At 64.8% G+C, this 13,811-nt stretch carries 15 protein-coding genes; 14 read left to right on the top strand and 1 reads right to left on the bottom strand.

Annotated elements, in window-relative coordinates; genetic code table 11:
- Nucleotides 1-129: 129 nt before the first annotated feature.
- Nucleotides 130-1,053 (top strand): translation elongation factor Ts, encoded by a 924-nt coding sequence (gene tsf, locus ACYPYD_RS13570; RefSeq protein WP_036522544.1) that lies wholly within the window; start codon nucleotides 130-132, stop codon nucleotides 1,051-1,053.
- A gap of 166 nt (nucleotides 1,054-1,219) precedes the next feature.
- Nucleotides 1,220-1,759: a carboxymuconolactone decarboxylase family protein gene (locus tag ACYPYD_RS13565; protein WP_008831810.1), complete on the top strand. Its 540-nt coding sequence runs from the start codon at nucleotides 1,220-1,222 to the stop codon at nucleotides 1,757-1,759.
- Nucleotides 1,760-1,952: 193 nt separating this feature from the next.
- On the opposite strand, the gene ACYPYD_RS13560 is transcribed toward ACYPYD_RS13565, so the two are convergent.
- Entirely contained in the window at nucleotides 1,953-2,561 is a 609-nt protein-coding gene (locus tag ACYPYD_RS13560; protein WP_459663604.1) for an NAD(P)-dependent oxidoreductase, read from the bottom strand.
- A 54-nt stretch (nucleotides 2,562-2,615) separates the two neighbouring features.
- Here ACYPYD_RS13560 and ACYPYD_RS13555 point away from each other — a divergent pair, with 54 nt between their 5' ends.
- The 12 genes from ACYPYD_RS13555 to ACYPYD_RS13500 all read left to right on the top strand — a co-directional run bounded on the left by ACYPYD_RS13555 (nucleotide 2,616) and on the right by ACYPYD_RS13500 (nucleotide 13,683).
- Entirely contained in the window at nucleotides 2,616-3,047 is a 432-nt protein-coding gene (locus tag ACYPYD_RS13555; RefSeq protein WP_036523283.1) for a winged helix-turn-helix transcriptional regulator, read from the top strand.
- A gap of 101 nt (nucleotides 3,048-3,148) precedes the next feature.
- Nucleotides 3,149-3,868, top strand: coding sequence for a UMP kinase (gene pyrH / locus ACYPYD_RS13550; RefSeq protein WP_008831813.1), 720 nt, complete (start codon nucleotides 3,149-3,151; stop codon nucleotides 3,866-3,868).
- Nucleotides 3,869-3,871: 3 nt separating this feature from the next.
- Nucleotides 3,872-4,429: a ribosome recycling factor gene (gene frr / locus ACYPYD_RS13545; protein WP_008831814.1), complete on the top strand. Its 558-nt coding sequence runs from the start codon at nucleotides 3,872-3,874 to the stop codon at nucleotides 4,427-4,429.
- 31 nt (nucleotides 4,430-4,460) lie between these two features.
- Nucleotides 4,461-5,150: a polyprenyl diphosphate synthase gene (gene uppS / locus ACYPYD_RS13540; RefSeq protein WP_008831815.1), complete on the top strand. Its 690-nt coding sequence runs from the start codon at nucleotides 4,461-4,463 to the stop codon at nucleotides 5,148-5,150.
- Nucleotides 5,137-5,910: a phosphatidate cytidylyltransferase gene (locus ACYPYD_RS13535; protein ID WP_459663602.1), complete on the top strand. Its 774-nt coding sequence runs from the start codon at nucleotides 5,137-5,139 to the stop codon at nucleotides 5,908-5,910. The genes uppS and ACYPYD_RS13535 overlap by 14 nt, the downstream gene beginning before the upstream one ends.
- A complete protein-coding gene (locus ACYPYD_RS13530; RefSeq protein WP_197524413.1) occupies nucleotides 5,907-7,070 on the top strand; it encodes a 1-deoxy-D-xylulose-5-phosphate reductoisomerase in 1,164 nt (387 codons plus the stop codon). The genes ACYPYD_RS13535 and ACYPYD_RS13530 overlap by 4 nt, the downstream gene beginning before the upstream one ends.
- 13 nt (nucleotides 7,071-7,083) lie before the next feature.
- Nucleotides 7,084-8,463: an RIP metalloprotease RseP gene (rseP, locus tag ACYPYD_RS13525; RefSeq protein WP_459663600.1), complete on the top strand. Its 1,380-nt coding sequence runs from the start codon at nucleotides 7,084-7,086 to the stop codon at nucleotides 8,461-8,463.
- 174 nt (nucleotides 8,464-8,637) lie between these two features.
- Nucleotides 8,638-11,259: an outer membrane protein assembly factor BamA gene (gene bamA / locus ACYPYD_RS13520; RefSeq protein WP_036522551.1), complete on the top strand. Its 2,622-nt coding sequence runs from the start codon at nucleotides 8,638-8,640 to the stop codon at nucleotides 11,257-11,259.
- Nucleotides 11,259-11,975: an OmpH family outer membrane protein gene (locus ACYPYD_RS13515; protein ID WP_036522553.1), complete on the top strand. Its 717-nt coding sequence runs from the start codon at nucleotides 11,259-11,261 to the stop codon at nucleotides 11,973-11,975. The genes bamA and ACYPYD_RS13515 overlap by 1 nt, the downstream gene beginning before the upstream one ends.
- Nucleotides 11,976-11,990: 15 nt before the next feature.
- A complete protein-coding gene (gene fabZ, locus ACYPYD_RS13510) occupies nucleotides 11,991-12,443 on the top strand; it encodes a 3-hydroxyacyl-ACP dehydratase FabZ (protein ID WP_069707480.1) in 453 nt (150 codons plus the stop codon).
- 222 nt (nucleotides 12,444-12,665) lie between these two features.
- Complete coding sequence (gene rpmE, locus ACYPYD_RS13505) at nucleotides 12,666-12,893, top strand: 50S ribosomal protein L31 (protein WP_008830262.1); 228 nt, start codon at nucleotides 12,666-12,668, stop codon at nucleotides 12,891-12,893.
- 220 nt (nucleotides 12,894-13,113) lie between these two features.
- Nucleotides 13,114-13,683 (top strand): superoxide dismutase family protein, encoded by a 570-nt coding sequence (locus ACYPYD_RS13500; protein WP_008830263.1) that lies wholly within the window; start codon nucleotides 13,114-13,116, stop codon nucleotides 13,681-13,683.
- Nucleotides 13,684-13,811 lie beyond the last annotated feature (128 nt).

Below are 13,811 nucleotides of genomic sequence, written 5' to 3'. Positions count from 1 at the left end.
GAGGCGTAATAGCCCGGCACGACGACACTTTCGTCACGGAATTGTCGCGCGCCGGGTCCATGTGGCCCGGCGCGCACCTGTTTCAAGGAACCTTGCACGGTTCCCCACTCAATCAAGAGGAATTGAGCGATGGCTTACACCGCCGCTGACGTGAAGACCCTGCGCGAGCGCTCGGGCGCCGGCATGATGGACTGCAAGAAGGCTCTCGACGAGACGAACGGCGACATCGAAGCCGCGATCGACGCGCTGCGCGCCAAGGGCCTTGCCGCCGTTGCCAAGAAGTCCAGCCGCACTGCCGCTGAAGGCCTGGTCGGCATCGCCGTGACCGGCACCAAGGGCGTTGCCGTCGAAGTCAACTCGGAGACGGACTTCGTCGCCAAGAACGACCAGTTCCAGGACTTCGTGCGCAAGACCACCGAAGCAGCGCTCGGCGTTGCCGGTGACGACGTCGAAGCACTCAAGGCATCGGCCTACCCGGGCGGCGGCACCGTGACCGACGCCCTGACCAACAACGTCGCGACCATCGGTGAGAACCAGCAGGTTCGCCGCATGAAGACCGTCGAAGTCTCGGCCGGTCTCGTCGTTCCCTACATGCACAACGCCGCTGCGCCGAACCTCGGCAAGATCGGCGTGCTCGTAGCTCTGGAATCGGAAGCGCCTGCTGCCGTTCTCGAAGGTCTCGGCAAGCAGATCGCGATGCACATCGCCGCTGCCTTCCCGCTGGCCCTGAACGCCGAAGACCTCGACGCCGAGCTGATCGAGCGCGAGCGCAAGATCGCCCAGGAAAAGGCCGCCGAATCGGGCAAGCCCGAAGCCGTGCAGGCGAAGATGGTCGACGGCGCGATCGCCAAGTACGCCAAGGAAAACGCACTGCTCTCGCAGGTCTTCGTCATGGACAACAAGACCCCGATCCAGCAGGTCGTCGACCAGGCCGGCAAGGAAGCCGGCGCGAAGATCGTCCTCAAGGACTACGTGCGCTTCCAGCTGGGCGAAGGCATCGAGAAGGAAGTCACGGACTTCGCAGCCGAAGTGGCCGCAGCGGTCGCCGGCTGATCTCAAGCCTTCTTCGCTGAAGAAACGTGCAGGCCGCAGGAGCATATGCTTCTGCGGCCCGTCTCGTTTGAGGCCCCATAAAAAACATGCACGATTGACTTATTAAAGGGTCGACGTAGCCTCCCGCATTGACCCGGCAAGATCCGGGCGTAACCGGAGAGGCCCCATGCGCGTAGAACTCGCTCCCCAGCCGCAGAATCCGATTCCGGACCTTTCGGTCCAGTATTCGCCCGAAATCGTCCGGGCTTCAGGTGCCTTCGCGATGGCGCCCTACCAGTATTCCAAACTGCCCCTGCGGCTGTTCGAGGCATGCCGCATCGCCACCGCCGTCATCAACGGCTGCACCGTCTGCATGAACTGGCGCGCCCAGCGGGACTTGCGGATTCTCGGCTACGACGGCGGCGTGATCGAGCAGGGCAATGCGCCTGACGAGGCCATGTACCAGGCCGTGCTCGGCGGTGACCTCGGCAGCCTGACCGAGAAGGAGCGTCTTGCCGTGCGGTACTCGCAGAAGATGGGAACCGACCCGCGCGGACTCGCCGAGGACGAAGCGTTCTGGGCGCAGCTAAAGAGTGTGATGACCGATGCCGAGATCGTCGATCTGACGCATTGCACTGCTGCCTGGATGGCTATGGGCAGGGTGGCGCATGTGCTGGGTGTGGATGGGGTTTGCTCGATCGGTGGGCCTTTGGCGGAAGCAGCCTAAGAGGGAGGAGGCAGGGGTTTACCACCCCTGCACCCCGTATATCGTCGAGGTCTGGTGCGCGGTTTCGTCATGCGATGGCGCTGCGCCGGGAGACTTTTAAAGCCTGCGCCGCGACGTTGGGCTGAGGCGTCTGCGCGCGGGGCGATGGCAATTCCGGGGTCTGGGGCGATGGCCCCAGGACTTCCCTTTTATCTCAATAAGCTGCCGTAAACCGTTCCCTGGAATGCTTGTGCGCTTCCAGTTCATCGACCATCGCAATTGCATAGTCGGCGAAGCTGATCTTGCTCTCGCCTGCATCGTCGGTGACCAGTTCGTCACCGCCCGAGCGGTAGCTGCCCGTGCGCGGGCCTTCGAAGATCAGCGCGGCGGGGGAGAAGAACGTCCAGTCCACGTCGTCCACCTGCCTCAGTGCGTCGAGGAAGGTGATCCCGCCCATCGCGAAGGTCTTCCATTCCTCGGGAAAGTCCGGTGTGTCGATCAGGCGCTTGCCCGGGGCGACTTCCAGGCTGGCCGCGCCCCCGGTCACCAGCAGCCGAGGCACGCCGGCTTCACGGATTGCCGAGAGCAGGATTTCGGCCGTCACGTCGAAGTGCAGGGCGCTGACGACGGCATCGCTTCCGGCGATCAGGACGGCGAGAGATGCAGGGTCCGAGGCATCGCCCGTCGCCGCCGTGATCCGCTCGCCGGTCGCGATCTTTTCCGGGTTGCGTGCGATGGCGAGGACTTCGTGGCCGCGAACGGCGGCTTCCTTCGTGATTTCCGATCCGGCGCGGCCGCTGGCACCAAGGACTGCGATCTTCATTTCCATTCTCCACCAGGTATCCAATGGTGACCAGATGTGGTATTGGCGATGACCATGCAAGAAGGCACTTTCACCGCACCGGGTTACCTTGAGGGAACCGCCTGCCTCGCGCCCAACGTCTATGCGGCGGATTGTCCGACGCGGCAGTTGCTCGATCGTATCGCCGACAAGTGGAGTGTGCTGATCCTCACGACGCTCGGGGCCGGGGACATGCGCTTCAACGGGCTCAAGCGGCATATCGACGGCATTTCGCAGAAGATGCTCAGCCAGACCCTGCGCTCGCTGGAGCGCGACGGGCTGGTGCGCCGCGATGTGGTGCCGACGGTGCCGGTTTCGGTCAGTTATGCGGTAACGCCGCTGGGGCGGGAACTGCTTGATGCGCTGCAGGCGATGATCGACTGGGCGGAGAGGCGGATGGGATCGGTGGCCTCGGCGCAAGTCGCTTACGATCGGCGTGAGGAAGAACTGTCCGTAATGGCGCGCTGAACCGGGTTCATCCACAGTCCAAGCCCCTTGGCAATTCGTGCTTGCCCTCCTAAAGCCGGGGCCGTTCCAGTATTTCCGGCCCCCACAGGAGACCCAGCGGCATGTCATCCCCCTACAAGCGCGTCCTGCTCAAACTTTCGGGCGAAGTGCTGATGGGGAGCCAGCAGTTCGGAATCGACCCCGATTTCGTCGCGGAACTTGCCAAGGAAGTGAAGGCGGCCAAGGAAACCGGGCTCGAGATCTGCCTTGTCATCGGCGGCGGCAATATCTTCCGCGGCATGGCGGGCGCCGCGCGCGGCATGGACCGGGCGCAGGCCGACTACATGGGCATGCTGGCCACCGTGATGAACGCGCTGGCGATGCAGAACGCGCTGGAACAGATCGGCGTGGAAACGCGCGTGCAGAGCGCCGTGCAGATGGACCAGGTCTGCGAGCCGGTGATCCGCCGCCGGGCCGAGCGCCACCTTGAGAAGGGGCGCGTGGTGATCTTCGCTGCCGGTGTCGGCGCGCCGTACTTCACCACTGATTCCGGCGCCGCCCTGCGCGCCGCCGAGATGCGCTGCGATGCTCTTCTGAAGGGCACCAGCGTCGATGGCGTCTACGACAGCGATCCCAAGCGCAACCCCGACGCCAAGCGGTACGATTCCGTCGATTACGACACCGTCCTCGCCGACAACCTGCAGGTGATGGACGCCTCCGCCGTGGCCCTGTGCCGCGACAACAGCATTCCGATCGTCGTGTTCTCGATCCGCGAGCAGGGCAACCTGGCCACCGTCCTTGCGGGTGGCGGCACCAAGACGATCGTTCAGAAAGGAGCCTGAACCATGGCAAAGTACGACAAGGCGGACCTCGAGCGCCGCATGAAGGGCGCGATCGACGCGCTCAAGCACGACCTCTCGGGCCTGCGCACCGGCCGCGCGAACACCGCGCTGCTGGAGCCGATCACCGTGACCGTCTATGGCAGCGCGATGCCGATCACGTCGGTTGCGACGATCTCCGCGCCCGAGCCGCGCATGCTTTCGGTGCAGGTGTGGGACAAGACCAATATCGGTCCGGTCGAGAAGGCGATCCGTTCGGCGGGTCTGGGCCTGAACCCGATCAACGACGGCAACACCCTGCGCCTGCCGATCCCCGATCTGACCGAAGAGCGCCGCAAGGAACTGGCCAAGCTCGCCAGCTCCTATGCCGAGAAGGCGCGCGTCGCCGTGCGTAACGTGCGCCGCGACGGCATCGAGAACCTGAAGGCCGACGAGAAGAAGAAGGAAATCTCGGAAGACGACCGCAAGCGCGGCGAAACCGAAGTCCAGAAGCTGACCGACGAGATGGTCAAGGCCCTCGACGAGGTCTTCGCGGCCAAGGAAAAGGAAATCCTCGGCAAGTGAGCCTGTTGCGCTTCGCCGAGAAGGGAGCCTGATGGCCAAGGACGAATCTCTGCGCGCCCGTCATGTCGCCATCATCATGGACGGCAACGGGCGCTGGGCGAAGAAGCGCCTGCTTCCGCGCGCCGTGGGCCACCAGCGCGGCGTGGAGGCGGTGCGCCGCGTCGTGCGTGGCGCGCGCGAGATGGGGCTGGAGGCACTGACCCTCTACGCCTTCTCGACCGAGAACTGGCGGCGGCCCGAGGACGAGATCTCGGACCTGATGAGCCTGATGAAGCGCTTCATCCTCTCCGACCTCGACGAATTCGCGGCGGCGGGCGTGCGCCTCAAGATCATCGGCGATTACAAGGCGTTTAAGCCTGAACTGGTCGAACTGGTCGAAGGCGCGATGGCCAAGACCGCGCACAATACCGAGACGACGCTGGCGGTCGCGCTGAACTACGGCTCACAGGACGAGATCGCCCGCGCGGCGACCAAGGCTGCGGCGAAGGGGCCGATCACGCCCGAGACGATCGCGGCGGAACTCGACACGGCGGACCTGCCGCCGCTCGACTTGCTGATCCGCACCTCGGGCGAGGTCCGGCTGTCGAACTTCCTGCTGTGGCAGGCGGCTTACGCCGAAATGCTGTTCACCGACGTGCTCTGGCCGGATTTCACCGCCGATCACTTGCGCGATGCGCTCAGCGCCTTCACCACTCGCGAGCGTCGCTATGGCGGGCGCTGAGCCTCCGGCGAAAGGCACCTCCGATCTCAAGGTGCGGACGCTTTCGGCCATCGTCATGGTGGCGGTCGCCGGGACTGCCTTGTGGCTGGGCGGGCCGGTGTGGATCGCCTTCGTCTGCGCCGTCTCGGTCGGGGTGCTGTGGGAGTGGATCAGGCTTGCCCGTCGCATCACTCCGGGACCGGGTGCGCGGGCCGCGTGGAACTTCGTGGGGATGCTCTATGTCGGCATCGGCGCGGCCATGCTGTTGTTCCTGCATAACGATGCCTTCACCCTCGCGCCGATCCTGACCTTGCTGGGGACGGTGATCGCGGTGGACGTGGGCGCCTATTTCACTGGCCGCACCTTGCGCGGGCCGAAGATCGCGCCGTCGATCAGCCCGTCCAAGACCTGGTCGGGCCTGATGGGCGCGGCGCTGGGCGCGACGCTCGCGCTCTTCACCGCCGCGCAGCTTTGGCAGGAAGGCGCGATCCGTCTTACGCCCGACGTCTCGGCGGCGAACGCGGTGTCGTGCTTCGGTACGCAGCCCTGCTGGTATGCGACAGCGGGCGCGGTTCCGCTCTTTGCGACCTGCCTTGCGGCCGGACTGCTGGTGGCGGTCTGTGCGCAGGTGGGCGATTTTTTCGAAAGCTGGATGAAGCGCCGCGCGGGGTTCAAGGACTCGGGCAACCTCATTCCGGGGCATGGCGGTTTCTTCGACCGGGTTGACGGATTGCTGGCGGTGCTGTTCCTGCTGGCGATGGCTATCGTGGTGTTGGCATGACCGGTTCTTTGCGCTCCCTGACGGTGCTTGGCGCGACCGGCTCGATCGGCGCCTCGACGCTCGACCTGATCCGCCGCAATCGCGACGAGTGGCGTGTGGTGGCGCTGACTGCGCATTCCAATGCGGCCGAACTGGCGAAGCTGGCGCGGGAATTCGGAGCCGAGGTCGCCGTCGTCGCCGATGAGGTGCACTTGCCTGCTCTGCGGGAGGCGCTTGCGGGTTCCGGGATCGAAGTTGCAGGCGGCCCCGCCGCGCTGATCGAGGCGGCTGCGCGCGGCGCCGACGTCACCGTCGCGGCGATTGTCGGCTGTGCCGGCCTTGCGCCGACGATGGCGGCGATCGAGCAGGGCGGGATCATCGCCCTTGCCAACAAGGAAGCGCTGGTTTCCGCGGGCGAGGTGATGATGGCTGCCGTAGCGCGCCACGGCGCCACGCTGCTGCCTATCGATTCCGAGCACAACGCGATCTTCCAGTGCCTCACCGGCAACGACCATGCCCATGTGCGCTGGATCACCCTGACGGCCAGCGGCGGCCCGTTCCGGGACTGGTCGTGGGAGCGCCTCAGCGCCGCCACTCCGGCCGAGGCGGTCCGCCATCCCAACTGGGACATGGGCGCGAAGATCAGCGTCGATTCGGCGACGATGTTCAACAAGGGCCTCGAACTGATCGAGGCCTACCACCTGTTCCCCGTCGGCCTCGATAAGCTGCGGATCATCGTCCACCCGCAGTCGGTGGTCCATTCGATGGTCGAGTATCGTGACGGCTCGACCCTGGCGCAGCTCGGCCCCTCGGACATGCGCGTGCCGATCGCCTCGGCGCTGGCCTGGCCCGCGCGCATGGACACGCCCTGCGCCCCGCTCGATCTTGCCGAGATCGGCGAACTGACTTTCCGCAAGCCCGACGAAGTGCGCTTTCCCGCCACCCGCCTCGCGCGCGAGGCGGCGCAGGCGGGCGGGGCGATCCCCGCCGTGCTCAACGCCGCGAACGAAATCGCGGTTGCTGCGTTCCTTGGCGGTCAGATTTCGTTCACGCGTATCTCTGCACAAGTGGAAGACGTGCTAGGCTCGTATGCGCCGCCGCCGCCCGGTAGCCTCTCCGACGTCCTCGACGTGGATACGGAGGCCCGGGCGAGGGCGCGTGTACTCGTGACCAGCACCTGAAGAGAGGCATAGCTTGACCGGTTCACCAGGAATTCTGACGACGATCTTCGCCTTCCTCCTGGTGCTGGGGCCACTGGTCCTTATCCATGAGCTGGGGCACTATCTCGTCGGCCGCCTGTTCGGCGTGAAGGCGGACGCCTTTTCCATCGGTTTCGGCAAGGAACTGGCAGGCTGGACCGACAAGCGCGGCACCCGCTGGAAGCTCTCGGCGCTGCCTCTCGGCGGCTACGTCCAGTTCGCAGGCGACATGAACCCGACGAGCGCGCCGAAGCCCGACGACGTAAGCCTTTCCCCGCGTGAGGGGGCGCAGACCTTCCATTCCAAGCCGCTGTGGCAGCGCGCGCTGATCGTCTTTGCCGGGCCGCTGACCAACCTGCTGCTGTGCGTCGCGATCTTCGCCGGGTTCTTCTCGATCTACGGCCGCGTCGTAAACGATGCGGAGATCAGCGGCTTTACCGCCAACTCGCCCGCGCAGGCTGCGGGTATGCGCGTCGGCGACCGCATCGTCGCGATCGACGGTGACAAGGTTGACGGAGCGACCGACGTGCCGGGCCGCGTCGCGTACTTCCCCGGCAAGACGCTGCCGATCGCGGTGGAGCGGGCAGGGCGCACGCTTGTCCTTCCGGTGAAGCTGGCGACGCAGGAGTTCAGCGACCAGTTCGGTAACAAGGCGAAGATCGGCGATATCGGCGTGCGGATGATGCCGCCCGTCGTCGGCGGCTTCTATGGCGATTCGCCGGCCGAGGACGCCGGGCTCAAGGTGGGCGACCGCATCGTCGCGGTGAACGGCGCCGCAATCACCAGCTTCGAGGACATCCCCGAACTCATCCGCCCGCAGGCGGGGCGCAGCGTCGATCTCTCGGTGCGGCGTGACGGTGAAGTCCGCACTTTCCAAGTCAAGGTGACCGAAGGCTCGATCCCTGACGCACAGGGCAAGCCGCAGAAGGTCGGTCAGATCGGCGTACGCGCAGGCCGCTTCGAGCAGGTCGGCCCGGTCGATGCCGTCGCTCTCGGATTCCAGCAGAGCTTCCGCGCCATGGGCAACATGGTGACCGGCATAACCCAGATCTTCACGGGCGACCGATCTGTCCGCGAACTGGGCGGTCCGATCAAGATCGCGCAGTATTCAGGGCAGACTTTCACGCTGGGCTGGGAAGCCTTCGTGGAGTTCGCCGCCCTGATCTCGATTAACTTGGCATTCATCAACCTCCTGCCAATTCCTGGCCTCGACGGCGGACATCTGGCTTTCTACGCGGCTGAACTGGTCCGGCGCAGACCCCTGGGTGCACGCAGTCAGGAATGGGCGATAAAGACGGGTGTGGCGCTGGTGCTGGCGCTGATGGTCTTCGTCACGGTCAATGACCTGGCCTCTCTCCCTATTTTCGGGGGATAGCCTGGAGGGATTCACGAGCGATCACAATGTTGCCGGGTTTTGTCTGCTTGATTGGACCGGCTCCATCGGGCAGATGGCTGCGATTGCCTGCGGGTCTGGGTGCGCTCCCGCCGGTGGTCTGTTTTTCATCGCGAAAGCGAATACGGGATTTTGCGTAGAATGATCGGACGGGAAATGGTTCGCGGCACTGGAGCGCGCAGCGCCCGAGGCCTCTGGGGCTCGCAAGTTGCAGCAGTGCTCCTCGGGACCACCATTCTCGCGGGGATGCCCATGGAGGCTTCCGCGCAAGCTGCAAAGGCCGGCAAGCGTGCGCCGGTTCCTGCCGCTCCCGCCGCTCCGGCCCCGGCCGTGGTGGCGCCGGTCGAGGAAGGCCAGCCGATCCAGACCATCGTGGTGAAGGGCGCCGAGCGTCTGGAGGCGCAGACGGTCCTGTCCTACATCAAGATGCGCGTCGGCCAGAACTACACCAAGGTTTCCGCCGACGCCGCGCTGAAGGACCTCTACGGCACCGAACTGTTCAAGGACGCGCAGGTTGCGTTCGACAATGGCGTGGTGACGATCACGGTTCAGGAGAACCCGGTCGTCAACCGCATCATCCTTGAAGGCAACAAGCGCATCAAGGACGACAAGATCTTGCCGGAGATCAAGGTCGCGCCGCGCCAGATCTTCACCCGTTCCAAGATCCGCGCCGACGTCGCCCGCATCATCGAGCTGTACAAGCGCCAGGGCCGCTACGCCGCGACCGTCGAGCCGAAGATGGTCTCGCTCGACCAGAACCGCGTCGACATCGTCTTCGAGATCACCGAGGGCGACAAGTCCAAGGTCCGCCAGATCAACATCATCGGCAACGAGCACTTCTCGGCCGGCGAACTGCGCGGCCAGATGGTGACCAAGCAGGCGCGCTTCACCCGTCTGTTCAGCTCGGGCACCAGCTACGACCCCGATCGCATGGCCTTCGACCAGCAGAAGCTGCGCCAGTTCTATCTGACGCAGGGCTATGCCGACTTCCGCGTCGTCTCGGCGGTGGCCGAACTGACGCCGGACAAGAAGGACTTCATCATCACGTACGTGGTGGAGGAAGGGAAGCGCTACAAGTTCGGCGACGTGAAGGTCGAAAGCCAACTGCGCGACTTCGACGGCGAGAAGATGGCGTCGCGCCTGCCGATGCACAAGGGCGACTGGTACAACGCCAAGCAGGTCGAGGACACGATCGACAGTCTGAACGAGACTGCCGGTGCCTTCGGCTACGCCTTTGCCGACGTCCGCCCGCAGTACGATCGCGACAAGGAAAACCTCACCATGGGGCTGACCTTCGTGATCCAGGAGGCGCCGCGCGTCTATGTCGAGAAGATCGACATCAACGGCAACACGCTGACCCAGGACAAGGTCGTGCGCCGCGAGTTCCGCCTCGCGGAAGGCGACGCGTTCAATTCGCTGCAGGTCAAGCGTTCGACCAATCGCATCAAGTCGCTCGGCTACTTCCAGGAGAAGTTCGAGGTCGAGCAGAAGCCCGGCAGCGCCGACGATCGCATCCTGCTGGAAGCCAACGTCGAGGAGAAGCCGACCGGCGAACTCCAGCTTTCGGCAGGTTTCTCCAGCCTTGAGAGCTTCATCTTCCAGGCATCGATCCGCCAGCGCAACTTCCGCGGTCGTGGCCAGACGGTGGGCTTGTCGGGCAGCATCTCGCGCTATTCGAAGAGCGTCGAGGCGAGCTTCGTCGAGCCTTACCTGTTTGACAAGAACGTGTCGCTCGGCGTCAATATCTACCGCCGCGACTACAACAGCTTCAACTACTATAACACCAATCGTAATACCACGTACTCGCAGTCGACTACCGGCTTCAATGTCCGTGCGGGTGTGCCGCTGACCGAGTATCTGACTGCGGTGGGCAGCTATACGCTCAACTACGATGACGTTAGCCTCGGTAGCGAATATTACGACGCGAACGGGCAGTGCAGTCCGCTAATCGCCGGGCGTTACTTGTGTGACGCGATCGGGAAGCGCCTCAGTTCGATCGTTGGCGCCTCTCTGATCTACGATACGCTCGACAATCGCGTCCGTCCGACGCGTGGCACCACGGCGTCGATCAACGTCGATTTCGCAGGGCTCGGCGGCGACGTGAAGTATGCTCGAGTTCGCGGCAATGCGTCGAAGTTCTTCAACATGGGCCACGGCTTCATCTTCTCGCTTTCGGGGGAAGGTGGCGTGATCAAGGGTCTTTCGGGTCAGGATATCCGCCTGACCGACCGCTTCTACCTCGGTCAGCCGCAGTTCCGCGGCTTCGCCATCCGCGGCGTCGGCCCGCGCGTGCTGCGCAAGCAGCTGAACACGGACGGCAGCGTCTCGACCGACCGCAGCAACTGGACCGACGACGCTCTGGGCGGCAACTACTACTACATGGGTCGTGCGGAGATGGAAATTCCGCTGGGTTCGGGTGCGCGTGAGATGGGCTTGCGCCCGTCGATCTTCGCTGACGTCGGTGCGGTGTGGAGCGTCAAGACGCCGGCGCTCACACAGTGTAACCCGGGCTGTAACCAGCTATACCTCGATGCCAGTGGCAATCAGACGACGACTGTGACGAGCACTCCGTATCTCGTGGATGGTCAGGCCCAATATCAGTACAGGTTCGCCGAGGAATTCGTCGGCGATACCTGGAAGCCGCGTGTCGCCATCGGCATCGGCGTGAACTGGAACTCGCCTTTCGGTCCGTTCCGCATCGACTTCTCGCGCGTTCTGCTCAAGCAGTACGGCGACGATCCCAAAGCATTCAACTTCAACGTGGGAACCCAGTTCTGATGATTACCAAGAACAAGACCATCGCGCTGGCTGCCGGCCTCGCGTTCGCCGCCGTCTCGGCGCAGCCCGCGCTGGCTGCCAAGCCCGCTCCGGCCGCCGCCGCCCCCGCAACCGGCGGCACCATCGTGCAGGGCCTCGGCGTTGCCAGCTTCGATGCGGTGATCGCCAACTCGAACGCGTTCAAGACCGCCGAGACGCAGCGCCAGACCACGTTCAAGGCGCAGTTCGACCAGGCGCAGACCCGTCAGAACGCGCTCAACGCCCAGATCAAGCCGCTGATCGACAAGTTCAACGCCGACCGTCAGGGCGGCAAGGTCACGCAGGCCGCACTTGAACAGCAGGCTGGTTCGATCCAGCAGATCCAGGAGAACGGCAAGGCCGAACTCCAGCGCATCCTGCAGCCGGTCGGCCTGTCGCAGGCCTACGTCAACGAGCAGATCGAAGACAAGCTGAATGACGCGGTCAAGGCAGCGATGACCAAGAAGGGCGTGTCGATCCTGATCTCGCCCGACGCGATTCTCGCGGTCAACGGCGGCGCCTACAACCTCAACCAGGACATCCTGAACGAGCTGAACACGTCGATCCCCTCGGCGCAGCTGGTTCCGCCCGCCGGTTGGGAACCGCGCCAGGTTCGTGAACAGCGTGCGCAGCAGGCTGCCGCGCAGGGCCAGGCTCCGGCCGGCGCCGCGCCGGCGACGCAGCCCTCGGGCCGCTGATCGGACGTCACGGGCATGAGCGATAAGGCCGAAGTCGTGTACGACACCGCGAAGATCCTGGCGGCGCTTCCGCACCGCTACCCGATGCTGCTCGTCGACCGCGTGGTCTCGATCTCCGAGGAGGAGATCGAGGCGGTCAAGGCGGTGAGCTTCAACGAGGACTTCTTCCAGGGGCACTTCCCCGGCCGACCGATCATGCCCGGCGTCCTCCAGATCGAGGCGCTGGCGCAGGCTGCGGGCATCCTCGCGATCGAGACCCTCGGCCTCGCCGGGACCGGCAAGCTGGTGTATTTCATGGCGATCGAGGACGCGAAGTTCCGCGCCCCCGTGACCCCGGGACACCTGCTGACGCTGCGCACCGGCTTCGTCCAGAAGCGTTCGCGCGTGTGCAAGTTCTGGGGCAAGGCCTCCATCGACGACAAGGTGACCTGCGAGGTCAACTTCACGGCGATGATCGCGGACGCCTGAGGCTGCTGCCCACCCCGTCCGGCTAGGCAGCAAGCTGCCAAGCCTTCCGGCCCTCTCGCAAGCGGGAGGGCTGTGTTGGCGGGGACCTCTCATTCCCCTCCCGCTCGCGGGAGGGGCAGGGGTGGGCTTCTTCGCCCTTGCATTCAGGCCCGCTTCGCTGTAAGCGCGCCGCTTTCCAAGCCAGGCCGGTCGGAACCGGCCACATGCGAAAGAGATAGACCCATGAAGGCCGATACGCATCCCGACTACCACACCATCACGGTGCAGATGACCGACGGCAGCACCTTCCAGACCCGCTCGACCTGGGGCAAGGAAGGCGACACGCTGGTTCTGGACATCGACCCGACCTCGCACCCGGCATGGACCGGCGGCAAGGCCCAGCTTCAGGACGGTGGCCGCGTGGCCCAGTTCAACAAGCGTTTCGGCGGTCTCACGCTCAAGAAGAACTGATTGGGCGGGGCTTCAGGCTCCGAACATCAGCTTCACGAAGAAGGCGGTCCCTGGGGCCGCCTTTTTTGTTGTCCGCATAGCGTGCAAAATTTCATTGCCAGTTGCGATTGCCTTTCATGTGCAGGGCTTTAGGGTCGTGAATGTCCACGCGGGGCGGGGGAACGTCCATGCGTGCGGCTGCGTTTCGCAGCCATCCAGCCCGAAAGACCGGAGATACGATATGAAGCGATCCTCCCGCATCCTCGCCGCCTCGGCGGTCCTGCTCTCGCTCGCCGGCGCGGCCAGCGCAGCTGACGAGCATGCCGGCCATTCCGCAACGACGGCGGCCGCCGCGCCGATGATCCACGCCGATCTGATTGGGCTGGACGGCAAGACCATCGGCATGGTCATGCTGCAGGAGACCCCGGCAGGCGTCCTCGTCAGCGCCGAGGCCAAGGGCATTCCGGCGGGTGAGCACGGCTTCCACTTCCACCAGAAGGGCGTGTGCGACACCGCGACCAAGTTCGACAGTTCGGGCGGCCATTTCACCGGCGGCGATCACCAGCACGGCTATATGGTCGCTACGGGGCCGCATGGCGGTGACATGCCGAATCAGAATGTCGGCGCGGACGGCCTGCTCAAGACGCAGGTGCTGAATTCCGGCGTGACGCTCTCGCCGGGGCCGAAGTCGCTGCTCGACGCGGACGGTTCGGCGCTGGTGATCCACGCAGGCGTGGACGACTACACCAGCCAGCCTTCGGGTAATGCCGGCGGGCGCATCGCTTGCGCGGTGATCGCTGCGGCCAAGTAAGCCGGGCTGCCAGCCGTCCCGGGCTCATTCCGGGGCGGCTGCTGATGGCTTTTGCCGATGGGGCTTCGACAAGCTCAGCCTGAGCGGAATAGAGAGAACCTCTCAAATCCGCTCAGGCTGAGCTTGTC

It is taken from the genome of Novosphingobium sp. 11B (assembly GCF_054589055.1).
The sequence above is the reverse complement of the archived record's forward strand: the minus strand, read 5'-3'. Positions and strand labels throughout refer to the sequence as shown.

Excerpts from the sequence above, each read along its gene's own strand:
- ACYPYD_RS13560 (WP_459663604.1), bottom strand. The coding sequence starts at position 2,561 with ATGAAGATCGCAGTCCTTGGTGCCAGCGGCCGCGCCGGATCGGAAATC.
- ACYPYD_RS13530 (WP_197524413.1), top strand. The coding sequence starts at position 5,907 with ATGACCGGTTCTTTGCGCTCCCTGACGGTGCTTGGCGCGACCGGCTCG.
- tsf (WP_036522544.1), top strand. The coding sequence starts at position 130 with ATGGCTTACACCGCCGCTGACGTGAAGACCCTGCGCGAGCGCTCGGGC.
- ACYPYD_RS13535 (WP_459663602.1), top strand. The coding sequence starts at position 5,137 with ATGGCGGGCGCTGAGCCTCCGGCGAAAGGCACCTCCGATCTCAAGGTG.
- ACYPYD_RS13555 (WP_036523283.1), top strand. The coding sequence starts at position 2,616 with ATGCAAGAAGGCACTTTCACCGCACCGGGTTACCTTGAGGGAACCGCC.
- uppS (WP_008831815.1), top strand. The coding sequence starts at position 4,461 with ATGGCCAAGGACGAATCTCTGCGCGCCCGTCATGTCGCCATCATCATG.
- ACYPYD_RS13515 (WP_036522553.1), top strand. The coding sequence starts at position 11,259 with ATGATTACCAAGAACAAGACCATCGCGCTGGCTGCCGGCCTCGCGTTC.
- rpmE (WP_008830262.1), top strand. The coding sequence starts at position 12,666 with ATGAAGGCCGATACGCATCCCGACTACCACACCATCACGGTGCAGATG.
- fabZ (WP_069707480.1), top strand. The coding sequence starts at position 11,991 with ATGAGCGATAAGGCCGAAGTCGTGTACGACACCGCGAAGATCCTGGCG.
- ACYPYD_RS13565 (WP_008831810.1), top strand. The coding sequence starts at position 1,220 with ATGCGCGTAGAACTCGCTCCCCAGCCGCAGAATCCGATTCCGGACCTT.
- bamA (WP_036522551.1), top strand. The coding sequence starts at position 8,638 with ATGGTTCGCGGCACTGGAGCGCGCAGCGCCCGAGGCCTCTGGGGCTCG.
- pyrH (WP_008831813.1), top strand. The coding sequence starts at position 3,149 with ATGTCATCCCCCTACAAGCGCGTCCTGCTCAAACTTTCGGGCGAAGTG.
- ACYPYD_RS13500 (WP_008830263.1), top strand. The coding sequence starts at position 13,114 with ATGAAGCGATCCTCCCGCATCCTCGCCGCCTCGGCGGTCCTGCTCTCG.
- frr (WP_008831814.1), top strand. The coding sequence starts at position 3,872 with ATGGCAAAGTACGACAAGGCGGACCTCGAGCGCCGCATGAAGGGCGCG.